This window comes from Fischerella sp. PCC 9605, assembly GCF_000517105.1.
In the GTDB taxonomy this organism is placed as follows: domain Bacteria; phylum Cyanobacteriota; class Cyanobacteriia; order Cyanobacteriales; family Nostocaceae; genus PCC9605.
This window is the reverse complement of sequence record NZ_KI912148.1, coordinates 413,692-434,829: the sequence shown is the minus strand read 5'-3', so window position 1 is coordinate 434,829 and position 21,138 is coordinate 413,692. Positions and strand designations below refer to the sequence as shown.

The window sequence follows — 21,138 nt, the reverse complement described above, 5'->3', positions numbered from 1 at the left end:
TTAGGAGTAAGTGTAGACGCAAAGCATTTCAGTGAAAATCATTTAGTTTGATGGAATATTACTCAAATGCTACCTTGGGGAAATACCTGTGTTAAGCGATCGCAGTGGTTAGTAGTTTGCTGGTGATTTGAACCCACTAATGTAGGGGTAGATTTAACCCTGGTATTTATTGAAACCCACCTGCCGTACCAACTAACAACTATCAACTACTAACTACCCTTAATTTGGCAAGGACGAAATGACTGGCGATGCAAGGGTGAAGGCCCATATTTTTGTAGTGCCAGTAGATGTTTTTGGCTCCCATAACCCTTGTTGCGTTCCAAGTCGTAGATGGGATACCTTGAGGCGAGGCGCAGTATCAAATCGTCTCGCCAAACTTTGGCAACAATACTAGCAGCAGCAATAGCAAGCGATCGCTCGTCTCCCTTAACTATTGTTTGTTGTGGTAGTGGTAGATCTTTAATCGACTGGTTGCCATCAACTAAGCAAAGTGTAGGCTGCACTTTTAGTTTCAGCACTGCTCGCTTCATCGCTAAAAGTGTTGCCTGTAAAATATTTATCCTGTCAATTTCGGCAACTGAAGCAAAGCCGATTTTCCAATCTATGGCAATAGCACAAATATGCTGGGCTAGCTTGCTCCTGCGATAGCTAGACAGCTTTTTACTGTCTCTAATTTTCGCTGCCATCAGTGCTGATAAAGCTTCATTTGGTAGTATCACTGCTGCTGCCACTACAGGCCCAAACAAACAGCCCCTCCCTACTTCATCTACACCTGCAACTAGTCCGCAAAAGTCTGAAAGTTCGGAAAATTCTAGCCAAAATGCTTTCTGTTGAGCTACTGCCAACTCAACAGAAGCGATGTCTGACTCTATCTTTACCATAATTTGTAAAGTTTCTTAACTTTCAGTTGTGGGTGTATCTGATTCCAAAGCAGAAGAACGACGACGGCGACGGCGAATAGCAGTGCTGGTGTTAGTTTCATTGTCATCTGCCATACCCATACCAGGTAAATCAGACGGCTCAGTTGCTACTGAAGACAAAGATAATTGTTCAGCTTCTGCTGCTGCAACAGCAGTGTCGCTTGCTCTTTGGACAGGTGCTTCAGAGGTTGCTTCTATTGGTGTTGCAGAAGATTGACCAGGCAGAGTGACGTTAATAATCACAGACTTAGGATTTTTCACCTCCCGGTTCAACTTCACTAAGGGTGACACTCCCATTAAAGCGTATATATCTTGTTCAGGTGGTGTCATTTCTACAGACACAATCTCTGGTGGTTCTACTACTGGTTTAACTATATCTACTCTTGAGGGTTTACTGCGTTCACCTCTATCAACCCAAGCTGATTTGCTCAGGTTAGGTGTAGGTACATCAGAAGTCTCTACCAGTTCTCCTTCTGCATCAATGTCCATTTCTGGCTCGTTCACGAATGACACTGAGTTGCCATTAATACGTGGCTCCTCTTTGCCATTCCCCCCATTTAATCCCAAGCGACGACGGCGGCGCCTTTTGCTATCGCCAATTTCTTGATAGCTGGGATGATTGGCCAAATTCAGAGCACCGATATCAGTGTCGTGTTCGTACGTCTCCGTAAATCCGTCGTAGGTTTCCCGTGGTTCGCTCAAACGAGCAGTAGATGGCAGGCGGGGTTCTCTGTGAGGCAGAGGTACAAAGCGTTCTGGTAGTTCGACTGGTGGTGCGATCGAGCGGCTTTCTGTTTCTCCTGGTAGGCGGACAACATGCCCTAAACCACCACAAGTTTGGCAAGGTTCGCTAAATAATTCATAAATGTTTTGACCTTGGCGCTTGCGGGTGAGTTCTACTAAACCAAGTTCGGTTAATTGGGCAATTTGGGGACGAGCTTTGTCTGCTTTGAGAGCTTTATTAAAGTGTTCGAGGACATGCTGTTGGTCACGCCGCGATTCCATATCAATGAAATCAACAACAATAACCCCAGCAATGTTCCGCAAACGCAACTGACGGGCAATTTCTGTGGCGGCTTCGCAGTTCGTCCACAAAACAGTTTCCCTAGCTGTTGCCGATCGCGTAAATGAACCAGAGTTGACATCTATCACCGTTAATGCTTCGGTGGGCTGAATAATGATATAGCCACCAGAAGGCAGGTCTACTCTAGGTTTGAGGGCTTCTTTAATGGCGGCGTTAATGCGGAAGTATTCTAAAATGGCGGCGCGATCGCGGTGGTGATCGATCAACAATCCTTGGGGTACTTGCCCTCCACTCCAGTTTTGCAAATACTGCTTCACCCGCTTCAGGCCAGTACTGGAATCTACCACTATCCGGTTCACATCCGCACCGTACATATCCCGCAGCACGCGCTGGATAAAATCATCGTCCCGGTTCAGCAGTGCTGGCGCACGAGTAGACACTGCTTCTTGCTGGATTGCCTCCCATTGTCTTTGCAGGGATTCTAAATCTTCGATAATTGCTTCTTCTGGCTTGCCTTCTGCTTCGGTACGAACTAGCAAACCCATTCCCGCAGGTTTAATCAAAATTGCCAACGCTCGCAAGCGGTTGCGCTCATTTTCATTTTTAATCCGACGGGATAAATTTACACCTCGTCCGTAGGGCATCAGCACAACGTAGCGTCCAGGCAAGGTGATGTTACCTGTGAGCCTTGGCCCTTTTGTGCCCGTTGGCTCTTTCATCACTTGCACCAAGACTTTCTGCTGTGGTGCTAACAATTCCGTGATCGCTGCCGCCGTGCGCTTCAGCCGCAATGGACCTAAGTCTGTGACATGAATAAAACCGTTGCGCTCTGGGTCGCCAATATTTACGAAAGCCGCATCTATCCCAGGTAATACATTTTCTACTACTCCTAAGTAGATATCACCAATTTGGTGATGGCCCGTAGCGACAACAAGTTCCTGTATTTGATCTTCCGAAAAGACTGCAGCTATTTGATGCTGCTCCGCGATAATAATTTGTTTTGGCATTCAATTTCCTCAAAAATTGGCAGCATAAAAAGACTTGGGGGTTTTTTGTTCCTGTCGCCCCTGCAAGCCCAAAAAGGCGCTGCTGGTAGTAAAAACTGCGAACTTAAGCCCACACTTAAAGAGCTATTAATTAGCGAAATGCGTTTACACGCCTGATTCTTCCAGAACGGCTGCATATTATTTAAGCAATTTAATCACCCGTCCGTGGTTAATTTTTAATGCAATACCTTCATTCTCTAGGAATTAGGCATTTAGCATGTGTTTAAAAAATCATAAAGCTAGAGAAGCCGACGGAGCCTGTTATTAGTTACTGATTCACAAGGTAGCTATCAAGAGAGAGTGTTCTTGAATCTGCCTGGTGGTGGTCTGGGATAAAATCCTAGATGTTGCTCTCTAAATCTTTGCTTTCAAACCCTGAGTACCAGGATTGTGAACCAAATAACTCAATGCAGCGCCAGAAAAATTCTCTTCATCTCATTCTAACGCAACCTTGTTAAAAATCAATTCCTAATGTATGAAATGCGAGGGCAACTATCTAACAAGTTGCTCTCAGGAGATCAATTCCGCAAAACCAAACGATTGCGATGGATTTGCAGTAGCTGGAATTCTATGCCTGCCACTTGTTCTAGCATAAACAGGATTTGTTCGGGACGCAACAGTGTACCATCTTGACGACAACTACCTAAATAACGCAAGCGAACTGCCGACTCTGCCAGATTGGCGGTTTCTATAAATTCCAGTTCAAACAAGCGATCGCGCAGATTTACTAACTGAGTCTTACCTGACTTAGTTGTTTGCTCCCACCAAATCTCGTTTTTCTGTTTGATTGTATCAATCCAGTCTTGCCAATGTGCAGGTGTTGCTGCTTCAGGTGAAGTTACGGTGAGTAAGTATTCAGCAGCTTCTAATCCTTGAGTAGCAGCAGGAGCTTTCAAATCTAGCTGTACTACATCATATATAGGTATGTCGCTGGGCAGTACCTCTGCCAGTTTTTGTCGGAAAGTATCGATATCAAGTGGCTGAGTTAACTCAAAATCGACAATTTCACCACTGCTGGTAGCACCCAAAGGTAAAGCCAAAGCTACAGAAATGCGGGGTGAGGGATGATATCCACCAGTAAAAGCAATTGGCAATCCGGATCGCCGCATAGCACGGTCAAACAGGCGCATTACATCTAGGTGGCTAACCAAGGCCATATCACCCTGCTTGCCAAACCATACCCGCAATCTTTGGGCTTTAGTAGTGTTTGGTACAAATTGTCCAGCAAATTCCGGTACAGGTAGTGGGGGAATGACAATGTTATGACCAAAGTCTGTTCCGCAGACACCACAGTGAGAACAACCCTCAAAAGAGCAATCGGGAACAGTTGCAGCTTCTAGAGCGCGTTTTAAGTCTTCTTGAAGCCACTTTTTATCGATACCCGTGTCAATGTGGTCCCAAGGTAAGGGTCTATCGAGGGAAAGGGAGAGTGGGGGAGTGGGAGAGGAGCCAGTGCGTTGCGGGGGTTCCAAGCGTTGTAGCACCTGGCGTGGGGTGAGGGGGTGAGGGGGAGAAGTCTCCGTGTCCTCTTGTTGGAACAAATTCCACTCGCCATTTTCAACTTGGCGATATTTCCAAGTCAAACCAGCTTCGGCAATAGCTTGTCCCCAAGCATTGTAAGCCTGTTCGATGCTGTCATACCAGGAATCCATGCCCGCACCTAATTCCCAAGCCCGTCGTAAGACTTGACCGAGAGTGCGATCGCCTCTGCCGATAAAATCTTCCATTGCCGAAATGCGGACATCGGTGAAATTCACTTTCACTCCCTTGATGCGGCGGAATTCTTGCCGCAGCAATTTTTGCTTGCGTTCAAACTCGGCGGTAGAAACCGAGTGCCATTGAAACGGGGTGTGAGGCTTGGGTGTAAAGTTGGAAATTGTCAAGTTAAACGCAAGTGGTCTTCTGCCCTTCGCCCGACACTCGCGCTGCAACCAACTAACCGTTTCCGCAATGCCCAAAACATCAGCATCGGTTTCACCAGGCAAACCGATCATAAAATATAACTTTATTTTATCCCAACCTTGTTCCCACGCTGTTTTCACACCCCGCAGCAATTCTTCATTTGTCAAACCTTTATTAACAATGTCTCGCATTCGCTGCGTACCAGCTTCTGGGGCAAAAGTCAGACCACCTTGGCGCATACCGCCGAGGATGTTGGCGATATTTTCATCAAACCTGTCTACCCGTTGGCTGGGTAGAGAAAGAGAAATATTTTCATTCTTGAGGCGATTTTTGATTTCCATCCCTACTGCTGGCAGGGATAAATAATCAGAACAACTCAGGGATAACAGAGAAAACTCGTTGTATCCTGTTTCCCGCATTCCCTTCTCAATCGCTGTCACCACTTTTTCTGGTTCCACATCCCGCGCCGGTCGAGTTAGCATTCCCGGTTGGCAGAAGCGACAGCCACGAGTACAACCGCGCCGAATTTCAATCGTTAGGCGATCGTGTACTGTCTGCACGTAGGGAACCAACCCAATTGAATACGCTGGTATGGGGGTAGCAACCCGTCTTAGAATACGTTTTGGCACATCTGGGCGGTTAGGATGCACGCTCCCATCCTCTGCCAGATCGTAAAACTGGGGAACATATACACCCGGTACTTGTGCCAAGTCCAGCAGCAGTTCTTGGCGGCTTAAGCCTGCTTGTTTGCCTTCTTCTAAAACTAAACCTATTTCTGGTAAGAGTTCTTCGCCGTCACCAAGGGCAAAAAAGTCGAAAAAGTCGGCGTAGGGTTCAGGGTTGGATGTCGCCGTTTGTCCTCCTGCAAAAATCAAGGGGTGATTCCCCGTTAACCGTTCTCGCCACGTCAGGGGAATACCTGCCAAATCCAACATTTCTAAAATGTTGGTGGCACCGAGTTCGTAACTGAGGCTAAAGCCTAAGATATCAAATTCTGTTAGCGATCGCTTGGACTCAACGGCAAACAGCGGTGTTTTGGTTGCCCGCAGTTTAGCCGCGAGATCTGGGGCGCTTAGGTAAGCGCGATCGCACAATTGGCGTGGTTGAGCATTCAGGATGTTATACAGAATGATATGCCCTAAGTTGGAGGCTCCTACTTCGTATAATTCTGGGTAGGTTAATACCCAGCGTATAGTTGCCGTATCCCAAGGTTTGTGTACTGCTAAAAGTTCGTTACCTAGATAACGAGCTGGTTTTACAATATCCGAGGTTATTAATTTTTCTATTGCAATAGCCACTTTGCTATTCTTCTAGCTTCTTTGATATAGTGCCACTCACCTCCAACCTTAGCATTGATTAGGTGTTTTGAGAGTATGAATTAGTGTTTACAACATTCTTTGAACCGAACTAACTGATACCTAAGCGGCAAGCGACTCAAAAAAGTGCTGTACCTTCAAATATTTCAAATACTCTATCAAGTTGAGTAAGTTCAAAGATAATTCTTATGGATGGAGAAACAGAGCAAAGGCTGAAACGACGCCCTAAACTTTGAGCTAGTTTCAGTGCAGACACCAATGCCAATAAGCCAGCGCAATCTAAGGCTTCTACTTGCTCTAAATCTACTACCAAGCAGCTACTTCTATTTTGTGCCAGTGCTGTTGTTAAATCTCGCTCAAATTCCAAGGCATTGGCAGCATTCAAACTTCCTTGCGGACGAATTACTGTAATCTTTGGGTTATTAACTACTGCTTGCATACTCACATCCTAAATGTTATGTAAAATTTTTCAATAGTGAAGATAGATGTATTTGAACATAATCTCTTTTTTCTCGCATCGACCATTCGTATTACGCCTCTTTGCTGAATCTTTATTCCTCTGACGGTTCTGTTTAAAGATTGTCATAACCCTAGAAAAAACTGTATTTAAATATACTTTTTGTTAAAATCGAAGAAAGTAATTGCTTGTCATGGCGCTTAATTCCACATAGATTATTACTTCAGCTTGTTTATAACTACAGGAAAGCGACGTGAAATTACTAACATATACAGTCAGCGATCGCGAGTCAAATCACCAATAACTTGTGATTTAGATCACTATAACTCTAGGGCTTGGATCACGTTTTATACCAAAGCGAGGCTAGGATAATAAGTATATAGATCTATTAGATTTAGTTGGTTTATTACATATGAAAACTAAGTACGCTATTCGTCAATTGGTAGAAAAAGCTCTTCTGATTAAAAAATTAACACCCGAAATCGAAAACGAAATCAACTCAGAACTGACGGAAATGGGTTACATTTCTGACGTTGATTACGAAGCGCTAGAACTGCTAATGGCAGAAATGGATGCAGGTCGCATCCAATTGGTCGCAAGCATTTGATGATTGTTTAGTATTTATGTTATTTTTAACACCAAGTTAATATCAGAAATATTACAAGCAATCAAACTGAAAAATTGGAAACATTAAGTCTATTTATTAAAAGCAGCCTCAGTTTCTTAGTGATATGACTGCTAATGTTTTTTTGGAGAACTTGGCTATATAGTTCCTGAGCATGGGAAAGAGTTTAAAGGCAGTGCTTGCACATTTAGATTAGTTACTATTTAGCCGCCATCTCCAAAAATGAGAAAGAATATTAAACTGTAATATTTATTTACCAAAAACTTCGCGACATCGTTACTTTGCCTCTGGGCTCTTGCATAAGTTTTCTTTGTGTCTTAGTGTCTTGGTGGTTCAATAAAACTTATTTTTTCACCACAAAGACACTAAGACACCAAGTCGAATCAGGAAAAACCAGGCAATGAAAGACAAATGCATGATTATAGTGTATTAGGAACAGCGAAGGCGCAGTCGGAGAGGGCTTTTTCTGAGTTGCCTTGACAGTTCCCGAACAGCGCATGCACGAAGCAATTCGACGCATGAATGATGCTGGGATACGTTACGCTTGATTAGTCAAGAGTCAAGAGTCAATGGTCAACAGTTGTTGCTTTTGACTATGAACTCTGGACTATTGACTATTGACTTTTATATGCTTGCCAAACTTGGTTAATAAACTGATTAAGTAGCTGCTTGGAAGTTGAGTCTATTCCTGGTGTTGGTTCTTTTGCTAAAACTTGGCTCAATATGGAAATTACTTCTGTGTCTAAGGCTGGTTGAAATAAATTTACAGGCCAGAGTAAGTCAGATGCCTCTCGCAAATCATGTATTAATGGTGGTTCCGAGGAGTTGACTACTAGTAGCAAAGGACGCACCCAGCATAACTGACGGGAAACTACTACTTGAATTACTTCTGCATAGAGCCTGCTGTCGCCATGCTCTAAGGATACAATTTGTCCTGGCTGAAAATTTGGGGTAATCTCCATAGTCACGCAGCTTTGGTAGCGGCAACGATTGTGTTGCTGCTTTTTTAATTTTAAAAGCTAGACATACCAATTTGACTGAATTTGTGAGAGATCTTGTCTGGACTGTTGTTTGTTATTGGTTAGTAGATGTACCCTAAAGCAAGCAGTTGGCATGTCTATGGCATAACAAACAACCAGCAACCAACAATTACCAACAGTCTCTGTGGTGCTATACAATAGTTAAATAACTGTAAAGCAAATTAAGCAACCTCTAGAGAAAAACTCTGTTGTAGTAAATTACCAAGAGAGCAAAGAGCCGTGTCAGTCGAAACCCTAGAGAAGCGTTCAACATCCAGAAAACTAGCGCCTCAGTATCGCGTTTTGCTCCATAACGACGACTACAACGCTATGGAGTATGTAGTGCAGGTTCTATTGACCACAGTGCCGAGTCTAACCCAACCTCAGGCTGTCAGCATTATGATGGAAGCCCATACTAACGGCATTGCATTAGTTATTACCTGCGCTCAAGAACATGCTGAGTTTTATTGCGAAACTTTGAAAAAACATGGTTTGACTAGCACAATCGAACCAGACGAATAAAAGATACGCAACAATTGATACCAAGTTGCCGTCAAACTGGAAACATGGCAATAAACTTGTGTTTATTGCTTGTTAATAGTTATTAATATTGGAATCTAGGAGTCTCTGCAACTTGGTATGAAAATAAACATTGCCCTTTTAGCCCAGCATCCTGTACCCATCAGGCTGGGTTACTTTATTTTAGCTCTATCGTTGCTGTGGTTGCCCTTTGCTGCACCAATATATTTACTAGTGCACGATGCAAACTTAGTTAGTATTGTGACAATGGTGCTGCTGTATGGAGAATTTATTTTTCTACTGAGAATATGGGGCAAGCAAGTCTACAAGCAACCCCAACTGCTGCGGCATTATGGTTTAGAGTTTAGCCGCAAAAACGGAGTCGAACTACTGCGGGGTTTGGTGATTGGACTAATTAGTGTTTTGATTTTATTTGGTTTAGAAGGATTACTGGGTTGGTTGGTATGGCAACAGCCCAAAGTTTTTTTACTTCGAGTAGTATTAGAAGGTTCTCTTACTGGTTTGGGCATCGGGTTTGCCGAGGAATTATTATTCCGAGGCTGGTTGCTGGATGAGTTACAGCGCGATTACACTCCTCGTGTGGCACTTTGGGCAGATGCGATTATTTTTGCGGCATTGCACTTTATTAAACCTTTGGAAGCAATTATTCGCACACTGCCCCAATTTCCAGCTTTGGTAATACTGGGTTTGACGCAGGTATGGGCAAAGCGTTGGAGAAGAGGACGCTTGGGATTACCCATTGGTTTGCATGGTGGTATAGTTTGGGGATATTACATTATTAACATTGGGGAATTAACTGAATATACTGGTCGGGTTCCTGATTGGGTGACTGGGATAGATAAGAATCCTTTGATGGGGGTGATGGGGTGGTTGTTGATGGGTGTGATGGCATTGTGGATGAGGAGTAAACAGTTAAAAATTAAAAATTAAAAATGCGATGTCGAAATTGCCTAAAAGCATAGTGCGGTTTAATAATTTTCCAGAGTTATCTCTAAAACAACTACGTAATGGCGTACTTACGATTGAATCTTGGTTGTGGCGCAAGACATCTTGATGACTACCTTAATGTTGATAAATTTGGTAAGCCTGACTTACGACTTGATTTAGAAACGTTTCCCTATCCTTGGGATGATAACAGTGTCGCTGAAATCGAGATGTGCCACGTACTTGAACATCTTGGGCAGCAGACAGAAGTTTACTTGAAAATCATCCAAGAACTTTACCGCATTTGCAAACCAGGGGCGAAGGTGCATATTGTAGTTCCTCATCATCGCAGCGATCGCTTTTTCCACGATCCTACTCATGTTCGTGCTATTACACCTGTAGGCTTAAGTATGTTCTCCAAACGGCTTAACCAAGAATGGCAAGCGAATGGAAAAGCCTTTACTTTACTCGGACTATATCTTAATGTTGACTTTGAGTTGATGCACGTGTCATATACACCTAGTGAAATTTGGTGTGAACGGTATCCTGAGAATGCGTTTGACATGGAGCTACTACTGAAAGAGAGTGCAATTTACAACAACTTGATTAAGGATGTAGATATAACTTTGATGGCAGTTAAGTAGTCGCTACTTGTGCGATCGCATTTTTTGCTGTTATCAAAACTCATTACCAAAGTCCTCACCCACCCATCTCAGCCATTGTCCCTACCAAACACGCCCTTTCTAAATTCACTCCGCTTAAATTTGCCCCTTCTAACTCTGCACATAGCAAATTCGCACCCGTCAAATTCGCCCCTGCCAGATTTGCCCCCCGCAAGTCTGCTTCTTCTAAGTTCGCTTCACTCAATAAAGCGCCTTGTAAGTCTGCACTACTCAAGTCTGCACCTTTGAGATTTGCCCCTGTCAGGTTTGCACCGCGTAAGTCAGCACCTCGAAAGTCAACTCCTTGCAAGTTGACATTCATCAAATTAGCACCACTCAAGAAAGCACCAGCAAACGATACTTCACTTAGCCTTGCCCCCATCAAGTTAGCACCGCGCAAATTGCTACCTCGCAAGTCAGCACCTGTTAAATCTACTTGCATTAAATTCGCACCCATCAGGTTTGCCCGCAAGTCGGTTTCTTGCAGGTTCGCCCCCATCAAATTCGCACCTTCTAAATGTCCACCTTCGAGTTTAGAACCAGCGAGATTTGCACCAACAAGGGTAGCACCAGCAAAATTAATGCGGTTTAAATCAAGGTTTGATAAATCCTCATCTTCTAAATTTGCCCCTGCTAAGTGTTTGAGCTTTCCTGATTTAATAGCTTCTGTGTTCATAAAATTTATCAAAAATTCTCTTCGTGTTCTTTGTGTCTTTGTGTCTTTGTGGTTTGTTAAAAAAATTATTTAACTACAAAGCTACTAAGAACACAAAAAAGATTTATCTTGTACGCAAGTTTTGATTCAAATCAACTATAGTCTTGCTTTCGCTGTCTAGTCGAGAATCCAACAACCACATACCAGCACTGACTTTAGGTGTCATCAGGGGCAATTCAATTCCTTGCTGCAAACCCATGACTAACAGCGTCAGGGTATCTATCAGTTTAGGATCAAAACGCCGTGATTGTTGTTGTCTGCATTCTTCTAAAGCTTGAGCAAATATTTCTTCCCTACTCAACTGTGTTGATTTTTTCTGATTTACTCGCCACTGAAAATCAGCCACTAACGCTAAAATCCTCGACTCCAGAGGAATTTCATCGCCAGTTAATCCCGCAGGTTCACCAGTCCCATCCCACCACTCAGTTTGATGAGTGATAATTTGTGCCACCGCCCGCAGTCGCGGCATGGTTCGCAGCACTTGCGCCCCCGGTACTAACGGGCAAGTTAGAGGACAGCTAGGTGCTTCTTCTTGGTAGCGGCTTGATGTGCCAGGAGTCAAGACACTTTCTACCCTTTGCAATGGATCTATGCGATGTAGCAAACCAGCAAGGCGCAATCTTTTAATCTGCCATGCGGGTAAATCTAATAACTGCCCGATTATTTCCGCCAGTGCCACGACTTCTGTGGCTGCCATTGGATTGGTAATATCGGCAGCATCCATAATTTGTGCCATTCGCAAAAAGGCCTGGATTTCGTTGGAGACTAAGTTACGATCCAAGGCTTGCTGGCGTGTAGCTGTGTCTACGGATATGTTTACCTGCCCGGTTTGGAGGTAATCGACTACACGAGAAACTACCGCGCTTAATTGTTCTGGTGTGGCCAGACTAGGCTGAATTGAGTCTTGATAAGCAGTGAGTTGTGCGGCTAGTTCCGGGTTGTAGCGTTTAATGTGAGCGATCGCCAACGCGGCTGTTTCTTTGACTAACTCTGGTTCAAACGTCCACAAGCCATAAAACTTTCTTTCTAAGTCCGATCCAGGCAGTCCAGAAGAACCATAATCAGCTTCTGATAGCTCTTGACAAATTACCATTGCCGTGTATTTTGGCGACAAAATGATCAAGTGCCATTCCCGTGACACTGGATCGGTTGGATCTAAGGCAACTAAATTAACATTAGGTAATTGGCTGGTGGGATGTTCTGCCCAGCCAGTATCTGGAGTTGCCATGATGGCTACTTGACAAGATTTTTTGGCAATGTCTGCGTATCTTTCTGCTTCTTGAAGATACCATTTCCCCTGCTCAAAGGCAGTAATGACCAAGGGCGAGGTGACATCGTTTAATATATGGTCTTCTAAAGCATGACACAGGGCAACCAGGGTGTTTTTGTAATAAACTCCGAATCTAATCGGTCTTTTGCTATTGCGATGAGCAATTTCCAGTTGTTGGAGTATGGAGCCTTCTAACATGAGGATTTATTAAATGAACCGCACAGACGCAGGGGGAGAAAATTTTAAATACTTGCTTATAACTTTATAGTTTACTTTTTGCAGCATGAATTACGCTACATGCAAGAGTACTCATAATAGTATTTTCTTGGTGTCTTTGTGTCTTGGTGGTTTAAAAAACATGTTTAATTAACCACTAAGACACCAAGACACAAAGTAAAATCACAGAGAAATTATGGCGACGAAGGTGCAAAATCGAACAAACACCGTTTGCTCTTATCTTGTTCCGACAAGTTGTCTTTCTTTCGCCTCAATGGGTGCGGAAAGTGCTTCTTCTAAATCTGCACAACCCAACCTTTCTTCTAAGATTTTCATGACTTCGCGCCCGAAGTCGTTGGGGTTTTGTTGCCAAGCTTGTAAGCAAACTTCGCCAAAGAAGGAACCAAGCGGTTCGGGGTTCCACAATAACTTTTTGGCTGTCCACGGCATCAAGCTCATAGGATTATACCCTGGTTTGAGAATGCCTTCTTTGAAGGCGTATTCTTCTAAGTGCGTATGCGGTTGCAGTCCAATAAAAAAGATGGCAGGTTCAACTTTATCTGCACCAAAAATGCGTTCGAGTTCGCGATGATAGGCGATAGTTTGGCGAATTGTTTCTGGACGTTCGTCAATAACGTTAAAGGAGTAATTAACAGAAACTAAGTCGTTAAACCCAGCAGCTTTTAAGTCTCGGCAGTTTTGTAAAACTGTGCGGAGATTGTAACCCATCCGCATTTTTCGCACCAATTCTTGAGAACCGCTAGTGATACCAATTTCAAAATAGTTCATCCCAGTTTTTACCATCAAATCACACAACTGGGGTGTGAGGTTGTCTGCTCTAATGTATGCTGCCCAATGAATATCTGTCATTCCAGAATCGACGATTTTTTGTAAGAGTTCAACAGCATCGTCGATAAATTTCCGGGCCGGGATGAATTGAGCATCAGTAAACCAGAAGTTGCGAACACCGCGATCGTATAGCTGCCACATTTCAGCAACGACTTCATCGGCAGGGTTAATGCGTACCTGCTTGCCTTCCACGACAGTATAAACGCAGTAGCAGCAATTATGGGGACAACCGCGTTTAGTTTGCACGCCGATGTAAAAATCTCCGTCTTGCAGGTAATATTTAAACTCCGGCCAGATAGTTTCGATATAGTCGTAGTTACAAGCGGTTTTCTCTAGTGGTGTGGGTTGTTCGTGGATCAGGCGATCGCGTGGTCGATCTTCTCCAACGACATAACACCGTTCATCCCGAAATTCTTGCCCGCTAAGTAGTTTTGTCAGCAAGGTTTCCCCTTCACCGACGGAAACGATTATCCCATTGGGCAAGCTTTTACCTAACTGTTCGTAAAATACGCTGACTGCACCACCACCAACAATTACTCGGGCATCTGCATGATATTTGCGGGCGCGTTTTAGTCCGCGTTTAATTAATCCTAGATTGTGCCACAGTTCTGTATAGTAAGCTGTGAGAACGCGTAAGCTGCCTAATGCTGCTTTAAGTTTCACCAAAGGATTTTTGGCGTAGTAGAATTCAAAAGCGTATTGCAGTGGATTACCTCCGCGTCCGCCCACGGGAGCATATATTTGAATATCTCGCCAAGAAAAAACTAGCAGTGTGGGTTGAAATTCATCTATACAGCGATCTAGGGCAGAAGCATAATCCAAAGGCGGTACTGTTCCTAAATCAAAGATGCGCTGTTCGATATTAGGAAACAATTTGTGGACGTGATCGCTAAGATAGACAACCCCAATAGGGAAGATGGGGTTACACGGAAGGCGAACGTAGAGAATTCGGTTTATGAATGTTTTAACTTCCATCTTGCCGTTGTTCCGGGGTAAGAGAGCAAAATCTGGTTTTATAGTTGGTTTTGGTTTCTGTCTTTAATTACAATCGTCCTTGACATTTAAGACGATTATTGGTAAAAATGCCTTTTCTTCAGGTGGCTGTGAAAATAGATAATGTTGCTTTGCACGACTAATGCATAGCATTAATAGTGTTTTATGAAAGTAATAGACCCATAACTTTACAATAACATCGAGTTTATTCTTGAAGCTATGCTCTGTGCCTATAAGTCTTATAAGTCTTAGAACACAAAAAACAAAAAATCGGTCTTAAAGCTGAGGGAAAGCAAAAAGACAGCAGCAAAACTCGATCAAATATGATGAATTGAATTGTTCATGCATAATGTATAATTGCAGAAAAGGCATAGATTTTTACGAAAATTTCATAACTACAACCTATCTTTAGATAGAAATAATGTAGAAAATTTCAGTTGGTAGTCGGGGTTACAGCAACTGGGGATCAGCCGATGTTAGCTTGGCTAATGTAAGATAAAATTGTGGCGTAAAGCTCCTCAGCAGTTATGGCTCAAATATTAGATCCTTTACCACCGGAGCAATCGGGAAAGATTCTCTGCTGTTACGTGAATGCCACGAGCAAAATCCAGGTGGCTCGCATCTCGAATATTCCTAACTGGTACTTTGAAAGGGTTGTTTTTCCTGGACAAAGACTAGCCTTTGAAGCTCCTGGTGAAGCTCAACTTGAGATTCATACGGGCATGATGGCAAGTGCAATTCTATCGGATAAAATCCCCTGCGATCGCCTTGCGATCAATGAACCTACTAGTTATGAGTTTGACAAAAGCTCAGAACCAATAGGCGACAATATCCATAACAAGCAAATTGTGCAGCAAATTAAGACAAAAACCGGTGATACAACAAAACCCTTAACAATTGCTGGTTTCACATCCTTTGATTAAAAAAAACTGTTAAATTATAGGGTTGCTGAAATTAGCAGCCCTTTTTTATTTTTAGTCAATAGTTATTGGTTAGTGGTTAGTTGTTGGTTGTTGGTTGTTATTCTTCCACTCCCCCACTCCCCCACTCTCCCATTCTCCCACTCTCCCACTCCTCCACTCTCCCCATCTCCCCATCTCCCCATCTCCCCATCTACAATCATTACTATGAATCTACCTTCATTTTTATGGTTGTGGAGAATAGCGGCTTGGTCGATGGGTTTGTCGCTAGTAGCCTATGTGCTATTAGCGATAATGGGTGTTTGGATGTTTCGTGCTAGAACCTCGCGACAAGATCAACCTGATTGGCTGCCCTTTCTCCACTATATAATTGGCATCTGCATGGTCAGCTTGGTGTTGCTACTGCTACTTATTGGTATTATTGGTACTTACGGTCACTTTGGCTCTTTGGGACACTCACCACACCTGTGGGCTGGGTTAACCACTGTGATTTTGGTTTTGCTGTCTGCTGGAAGTGCTACACAAATTCGTGTTAGACAACCTTGGGTTAGACGTATCCACATCGGCGCCAACATTGCCATATTCTTTGCCTTTGCTTGGGTGTCCCTAACTGGTTGGAGTGTGGTGCAAAAGTATTTGCCTTAATTAGTCATTGGTCATTAGTCATTAGTCATTTTTAGCTAGCCAAAACCCTTGTAGAGACGCGAAATTTCGCGTCTCTACATTTGATTCATACTTTAATTCAGCAACGCCTGAAAATAGCTATACACAAGGCGTTTGCTTGATTTAGGATGCGGTACGGGACTGTTAACGCTTCCACTTGCCAAGTATTTTAAAGAAGTGGTTGGTATAGATCCTGAACCACAGATATTGACTGAAGCTAAAGTTCAAGCAAACAAAGCTGAGGTGAAAAATGTGACTTGGGTTGAAGTGATTTCTTAGCAGTTAAACAACTAAAATAATGTAAAGCGCCAACCTATATATAAAAGTTTAGGCTGACGCTTTACAAGTTTATAACCACTTACTATGTTTAGGGTCTTTATTTGGCTGACCCCATGTTATTTATACTTATATAATCTCCTATTTCTGTATGAAACAAAGGTTTTTTAATTATTTTTTTAGATTTACTTTCCTGACTATTTGTCAAGGTTTGTAAACCTGCGTTTTTTGGGAGTTATGGAGGCTCCCATAATTTCAGATACCCAGACTTCAAGGTTACGTACTGGGTGGGAACGGAGAGCAACATCTGGGTGAACAATCGGTTCAACCAAAATTGTAAACATCCCTAAACGATTACCCGCTAACACGTCAGTAAACAAGCGATCGCCTACCATTGCAACTTGCTGTACTGGCAAATTCATCGCATTCAGTGCAGATCTAATTTTGCGTCGTGAGGGTTTGGCTGCACCCAAATAGTAAGGCAAGTCCAGAGAACGAGCAATACCACCAATTCGGGCTTCACTTAAGTTATTACTCACTAAATACAATGCTGCTACCTGACGGATTTCTTGTACCCACTGTCGCAGTTCAACTGAAGCCGAAACTACTTTTATTGGTACTAAGGTTTCATCCACATCCAACACTAGCCCCTTCAGCCCATATCGTTGGATTATGTCTGGTGTAAGGTTTAACACTGAACCTTCTAAAATTAAGTCAGGCTGTAAGAGCTTATTCCAGCGCATAGTCAAAGGTCAATAGTCAAGAGTCAAGGGGAGGCAGTGCACCTTTCGAGGTTTCCTTCGTTGTAGCACCTGCCGTTCAATAGTCAAGAGTTATTACTTTAGTTACTATTTTTAACAATTGACTCTGAACTAGAGATTATTTATTATTTTCGTCTTCAATTGAATGCGTGATTAACATCGCAGTTTGTTTTGCAATCCAAGTCATCCACGATCTCAAAATCAAACTTTGCTTCTCGACTTGTCAAATCAAAACAGCAATTTCGCTAGAGTTTCTGCTAGCGTCCTAAGTTTGATCTTGGGCTAATCTGCTTGTATAGATTCCACCATGTTTAAATCCATGCAATGATCGTAAACGTTTGGCAAAGAGATTGCCAAGCGATTACGCCCATTGCTAAATAATAATTAAAAATTCTGAATTAAGAATTAAAACTTTTCATTTTTTAATTTTTAATTTTGAATTTTTAATCTTATTCAACTTCATTAAACAGATGTTCTTCTAGCAGTGGTTGTACTTGGCGAAACTCCTCTGGAGACAGTAATTCAGGTTTGCCAGTTTTAGAAATCCGTGCAAAAAACAGCAATGGATCGAGGGGAGTATAAATTGCGTACTCTTGCTCTTCGTAGTAGAAGCTAGTTAGTAGTTGTAATTGTTCTGGTTCTAAATCAGACTGTTCGTCTTCGATTTCTAAGGTGAAGAGTTCTGACTCCTCGACTGGCGGTAATTCACCTGCAACAGTCAAAGCATAGGCTGTATTTTTGAGAAATAGGTTTTGTTCTGATAGCACAGCTTGGGCGGTGCTAAAAATTTGGTCAATAGTGGCATCATCTTCTACAAGAATGGCTTCTTCTTCCTCATCCTCACCTTGCCAAGCAAATATTTCTACAGGTGAGTCAACAGGAAGAAGTAAAAAGTACTCTTGTCCATCCACTTCAAGCGAATGCTCAATGTAACATTCGAGCGATCGCCCTTTGTCATCAGTTAAAGTGATGGTGCCAGCGTGTTCACGGTCGTGTTCGTTAGAAAAAGGAGAAGAAAACATAGCCGAGGTGTGAGACTTGATAATTACCAGCTACTTTGGAAGGGGAAAGGATAAAAGAGTAAGAGGAATTCAGAACTCTACGTAGAAGCCAGTGCATCCTTGTAGATTCCCGTAGACGCCTTTTGGGCGGCTTTCTGTAGGGTGGCATGTGTTAGGCAGCCAGTGTGCCCTTGGAGTTTACCTCTTTGTAACAACTGGCGTTGGGGATTAGAGGGCAGGGTTAAAGAAACTTTTTGATTTCCTTTTCCCTTGAACCTTTAACCCTTTTCCACCTCTGCTGACTAATAGAACTCAGGATATCATGCGATAACGTATAGTTACTCAGCAGGTACTTCTGTGGATTTTAAGCTAATTCGCCGCGCATCTAGCCATTGTTGCAAAATTAAAGCTGCTGCCTTGCGGTCAATTAAAGCTTTATGGCGTGATGGAGAACGGTTTTCAGCAATGAGTAATTGTTCTGCTTGAAAAGACGTTAATCGCTCATCCACATACTCCACAGGCAGATTGAGAACCTTACCCAATCGCGTGGCAAATTTTTGCACTTGCTTTGCCTGAAACCCCAGAGAACCGTCCATTGAATAGGGTAAACCAATAACCAAAACTTGTACTTCTCGTTCGTTAACCAGCTGTTGTATTTGCTCCACATCCTGTTGAAAAGATGTGCGTTCAACAGTGGTAATACCAGTGGCAATCAAACCAGTGCGATCGCACCCTGCCACACCAATACGCTTGCGACCGACATCCAATCCTAAAGCGGAGACACACTTAGGAGTAGGAGATTGGGAATTGGGCATTGGGCATTGGGCATTTGGAATTGGGCATTGGGAATTGGACATTGGATCTTTTCTATGCCCCTTGCCCCTTGCCCTTTGCCCTTTGCCCTTTGCCTCAATATTGTCCCTACTCTCCCATTCTCCCTCTCTTACTTTATTAATAGCCACTTGACTACTCCTGCTGCTGTGCATCAGCTGACTCAGGCTGACAACGTGCTTCCAGGTGAGAGTTTTTGCAAGAAAAGGAAATAGTTTCTTTTGATGGATTTGGTTGTACTGTTCTGTCTGGGGAAGTTGGCTGATTTGGTGGTAGCCATGACATTCCACCCGGTATGGGTTTGCGCGCTGGTTGCAGACCTTGCAACACCTCTGGTAACTGAATTCCTTCTAAAGAGACAAATTTAGACTCTCGTATCTTATGCCACACTGATCGAGACATGATCAGAGTGTGCTCTATTCGATTTGCACCAATTTGCTCCAAATACTCTTCCCCCTCTGGTTGATAGTCTGCTGAAGCTAGTTGCAAGGGTTGCTCAGGAAAATCTTGGGCAATGCGAGCAAGTTGAGTTAGCAACTCTGGATACAGCCAAGTATATGCTGGGTGAACAATCAGCGTTGCTATATGTGGTTCTTCACCTTTGCGGTCTAGCGAAATTTGAAAATAGCCGATCGCTGCTTTACGTTGAGGTTCAAATACGTAACCACTCACTACTTCTGTTTTAGTAACCCATTGCTTGACAGCATCAACTAAAGCACCAAACAAACTGGTTTTGAAATCATGGGTTTGGCGATCGAACACCTGGCGTACTAGAGGTGGCATTGATGCCGTATCTAGTTGATATAGCAACTGGGCATCAGCGTTGCTTACTGGCAGCAAATTGGGTAAATCTGGCTGTGATTGTGCCAATTCAGCCAGTAGTTCTGGTTTAATTTCCCAATAGGTCATTTCAGCTAGGCGCTGAAAGCCATTTTGCCGATACAGTGCCAGTGCTTCTGTATCATTGACATTTACTTCCAGTATCCAAGTGCGAGCTTCTAGAATTGATTCAAAGCAGTAGCGTAAAAGCTGCGATCCAATACCTTGTTTGTCGGCAGCACGCTCCAAAAACACGCGATCCACACGCCAAGTACTGCGTGTGCGGTTGAATGGTGACACTTGGACGATTCCCAGAAGTATTCGTCCCTGTTCTGCTACATAACCACAGAAAATATGCTGTAACGGGTTAGGAAACCAGCTTAAAAATTTCAGCAACCCATACCAGCGGCGTAGCCATTGCATCTGCCGCATGGCAAAATCGGCTCCCTTTCTGGTTTTGGCTGCGAATGAATCTTGAGCTAGACGTTCAATCCCATCCAAATCCCGGTATTGGATTGGTCGGATGACAATGCTAAGATTTCTCTGAAGTAAAGAAGTCATTTTCATTCGAGCCGCCATTCAGCCTTAAATAACAGGAACAGAGGTACTGCTGCATTAATATTAACGGCTTTCTACTCCTTCCTTATTGATCCAAAAGAGTGATTTTCACAACTCAATATTAAAAAAGCAGACTTGCTGATGACTACATTAGCCTGGACTCAACAAGCTCTGCTGTAATTTTATTTAAATTTTATTTAAGATTTGTATAGATTTAGGTTAAATAGCTCGGCGAGAAATTAGTTTTTCAAAATTGGCTTGGGTTTGATGGAGTAATTCTTCTCGGCTATCCGCCTGTGTCTGCTTCAGGGTTGGAACCAGATTGCGAGCTTGCAAAGCCATGTGCACTTGGAGGTGGGCAACATATTCACTGAAATCTTCTTCCAGGACTGCACCTGTAGGCTTCAAAACATTTGATTCCATTGCCACCGTGTTCTCCTTCCTTAGTTAATTCCACGTTAATTGATTTACATTATCAAAACTTATCACGTTGTCTTACTCGTCTTCTTAGTTTGCAATGAAGTTTAACGGTTTTTAGAAAAATTGTGGAGAAATATGAAGCGGTATCAGAATAAGGAGGTCATGGTTAGTGTATCAAATACGAATGAAGTTAAGTATTAAAAACTACATAAAATCCTCGCCGCCCCAGCAGCAGTAAAGTACAAAGTACTGAGCAACAGGTCAACGCTCGATCTATGTGTGGCGTGTAAAGTTGCAAGTTAGTTAAGTTACTTAAAATAAAACTGCCTTTAAGCCAGAGAATTATGATGCCATTTATGCTGGTATTTTTCAGCATCAGTTTGCCACCGGAAGTTTCAAGCATTACCCTGC

Annotated in this window: 21 protein-coding genes; 7 read left to right on the top strand and 14 right to left on the bottom strand. The window is 43.1% G+C overall.

Going from position 1 to position 21,138, the window contains the following annotated elements; genetic code table 11:
* Positions 1-209: 209 nt before the first annotated feature.
* The 4 genes from FIS9605_RS0104310 to FIS9605_RS0104295 all read right to left on the bottom strand — a co-directional run bounded on the left by FIS9605_RS0104310 (position 210) and on the right by FIS9605_RS0104295 (position 6,647).
* Entirely contained in the window at positions 210-881 is a 672-nt protein-coding gene (locus FIS9605_RS0104310) for a ribonuclease HII (protein WP_026731485.1), read from the bottom strand.
* 15 nt (positions 882-896) lie between these two features.
* Complete coding sequence (locus tag FIS9605_RS0104305) at positions 897-2,951, bottom strand: Rne/Rng family ribonuclease (RefSeq protein WP_026731484.1); 2,055 nt, start codon at positions 2,949-2,951, stop codon at positions 897-899.
* 557 nt (positions 2,952-3,508) lie between these two features.
* A complete protein-coding gene (locus FIS9605_RS0104300; protein WP_026731483.1) occupies positions 3,509-6,190 on the bottom strand; it encodes a TIGR03960 family B12-binding radical SAM protein in 2,682 nt (893 codons plus the stop codon).
* Between the two features lie 136 nt (positions 6,191-6,326).
* Complete coding sequence (locus FIS9605_RS0104295; protein WP_026731482.1) at positions 6,327-6,647, bottom strand: STAS domain-containing protein; 321 nt, start codon at positions 6,645-6,647, stop codon at positions 6,327-6,329.
* Between the two features lie 430 nt (positions 6,648-7,077).
* On the opposite strand from FIS9605_RS0104295, the gene FIS9605_RS0104290 reads away from it, so the two are divergent.
* Entirely contained in the window at positions 7,078-7,272 is a 195-nt protein-coding gene (locus FIS9605_RS0104290) for a hypothetical protein (protein WP_026731481.1), read from the top strand.
* Positions 7,273-7,904: 632 nt separating this feature from the next.
* Here FIS9605_RS0104290 and FIS9605_RS0104285 read toward each other — a convergent pair.
* Entirely contained in the window at positions 7,905-8,252 is a 348-nt protein-coding gene (locus tag FIS9605_RS0104285; RefSeq protein ID WP_026731480.1) for a hypothetical protein, read from the bottom strand.
* A 297-nt stretch (positions 8,253-8,549) separates the two neighbouring features.
* Between FIS9605_RS0104285 and clpS the strand changes: the two genes are divergently transcribed.
* The 3 genes from clpS (at position 8,550) to FIS9605_RS0104270 (ending at position 10,417) form a co-directional block, all read left to right on the top strand.
* Positions 8,550-8,831 carry an ATP-dependent Clp protease adapter ClpS gene (gene clpS / locus FIS9605_RS0104280; RefSeq protein ID WP_026731479.1) on the top strand — a complete coding sequence of 94 codons (282 nt, stop codon included), beginning with the start codon at positions 8,550-8,552 and terminating at the stop codon, positions 8,829-8,831.
* Positions 8,832-8,948: 117 nt separating this feature from the next.
* Complete coding sequence (locus tag FIS9605_RS0104275) at positions 8,949-9,779, top strand: CPBP family intramembrane glutamic endopeptidase (RefSeq protein WP_026731478.1); 831 nt, start codon at positions 8,949-8,951, stop codon at positions 9,777-9,779.
* A 77-nt stretch (positions 9,780-9,856) separates the two neighbouring features.
* Complete coding sequence (locus FIS9605_RS0104270; protein ID WP_026731477.1) at positions 9,857-10,417, top strand: class I SAM-dependent methyltransferase; 561 nt, start codon at positions 9,857-9,859, stop codon at positions 10,415-10,417.
* A 55-nt stretch (positions 10,418-10,472) separates the two neighbouring features.
* On the opposite strand, the gene FIS9605_RS0104265 is transcribed toward FIS9605_RS0104270, so the two are convergent.
* The 3 genes from FIS9605_RS0104265 to FIS9605_RS0104255 form a co-directional block, all read right to left on the bottom strand.
* A complete protein-coding gene (locus FIS9605_RS0104265) occupies positions 10,473-11,111 on the bottom strand; it encodes a pentapeptide repeat-containing protein (protein WP_026731476.1) in 639 nt (212 codons plus the stop codon).
* 103 nt (positions 11,112-11,214) lie between these two features.
* The gene (locus FIS9605_RS0104260) at positions 11,215-12,618 is read right to left on the bottom strand and encodes a DICT sensory domain-containing protein (RefSeq protein ID WP_026731475.1); all 1,404 of its coding nucleotides are present in this window, start codon (positions 12,616-12,618) and stop codon (positions 11,215-11,217) included.
* A gap of 255 nt (positions 12,619-12,873) precedes the next feature.
* The gene (locus tag FIS9605_RS0104255; RefSeq protein ID WP_026731474.1) at positions 12,874-14,460 is read right to left on the bottom strand and encodes a photosystem II high light acclimation radical SAM protein; all 1,587 of its coding nucleotides are present in this window, start codon (positions 14,458-14,460) and stop codon (positions 12,874-12,876) included.
* A 545-nt stretch (positions 14,461-15,005) separates the two neighbouring features.
* On the opposite strand from FIS9605_RS0104255, the gene FIS9605_RS0104250 reads away from it, so the two are divergent.
* From FIS9605_RS0104250 to FIS9605_RS40585, 3 genes are all read left to right on the top strand, one after another.
* On the top strand, positions 15,006-15,401 hold the full coding sequence (locus tag FIS9605_RS0104250; protein WP_026731473.1) for a DUF1830 domain-containing protein: 396 nt from the start codon (positions 15,006-15,008) through the stop codon (positions 15,399-15,401).
* A 204-nt stretch (positions 15,402-15,605) separates the two neighbouring features.
* Positions 15,606-16,043 (top strand): DUF4079 domain-containing protein, encoded by a 438-nt coding sequence (locus FIS9605_RS0104240; protein ID WP_072032361.1) that lies wholly within the window; start codon positions 15,606-15,608, stop codon positions 16,041-16,043.
* A gap of 132 nt (positions 16,044-16,175) precedes the next feature.
* Entirely contained in the window at positions 16,176-16,340 is a 165-nt protein-coding gene (locus FIS9605_RS40585; protein ID WP_082209723.1) for a class I SAM-dependent methyltransferase, read from the top strand.
* 194 nt (positions 16,341-16,534) lie between these two features.
* On the opposite strand, the gene FIS9605_RS0104230 is transcribed toward FIS9605_RS40585, so the two are convergent.
* From FIS9605_RS0104230 to FIS9605_RS42370, 6 genes are all read right to left on the bottom strand, one after another.
* Positions 16,535-17,080, bottom strand: coding sequence for a YqeG family HAD IIIA-type phosphatase (locus tag FIS9605_RS0104230; RefSeq protein ID WP_026731471.1), 546 nt, complete (start codon positions 17,078-17,080; stop codon positions 16,535-16,537).
* Positions 17,081-17,547: 467 nt separating this feature from the next.
* On the bottom strand, positions 17,548-18,120 hold the full coding sequence (locus FIS9605_RS0104225) for a DUF3727 domain-containing protein (protein WP_026731470.1): 573 nt from the start codon (positions 18,118-18,120) through the stop codon (positions 17,548-17,550).
* A gap of 317 nt (positions 18,121-18,437) precedes the next feature.
* The gene (ruvX, locus tag FIS9605_RS36215; protein WP_035139636.1) at positions 18,438-18,914 is read right to left on the bottom strand and encodes a Holliday junction resolvase RuvX; all 477 of its coding nucleotides are present in this window, start codon (positions 18,912-18,914) and stop codon (positions 18,438-18,440) included.
* A 151-nt stretch (positions 18,915-19,065) separates the two neighbouring features.
* Entirely contained in the window at positions 19,066-20,328 is a 1,263-nt protein-coding gene (locus FIS9605_RS0104215) for a GNAT family N-acetyltransferase (protein ID WP_026731468.1), read from the bottom strand.
* A gap of 198 nt (positions 20,329-20,526) precedes the next feature.
* On the bottom strand, positions 20,527-20,730 hold the full coding sequence (locus FIS9605_RS0104210; protein WP_026731467.1) for a hypothetical protein: 204 nt from the start codon (positions 20,728-20,730) through the stop codon (positions 20,527-20,529).
* A 187-nt stretch (positions 20,731-20,917) separates the two neighbouring features.
* Complete coding sequence (locus FIS9605_RS42370) at positions 20,918-21,130, bottom strand: hypothetical protein (RefSeq protein WP_155960354.1); 213 nt, start codon at positions 21,128-21,130, stop codon at positions 20,918-20,920.
* Positions 21,131-21,138 lie beyond the last annotated feature (8 nt).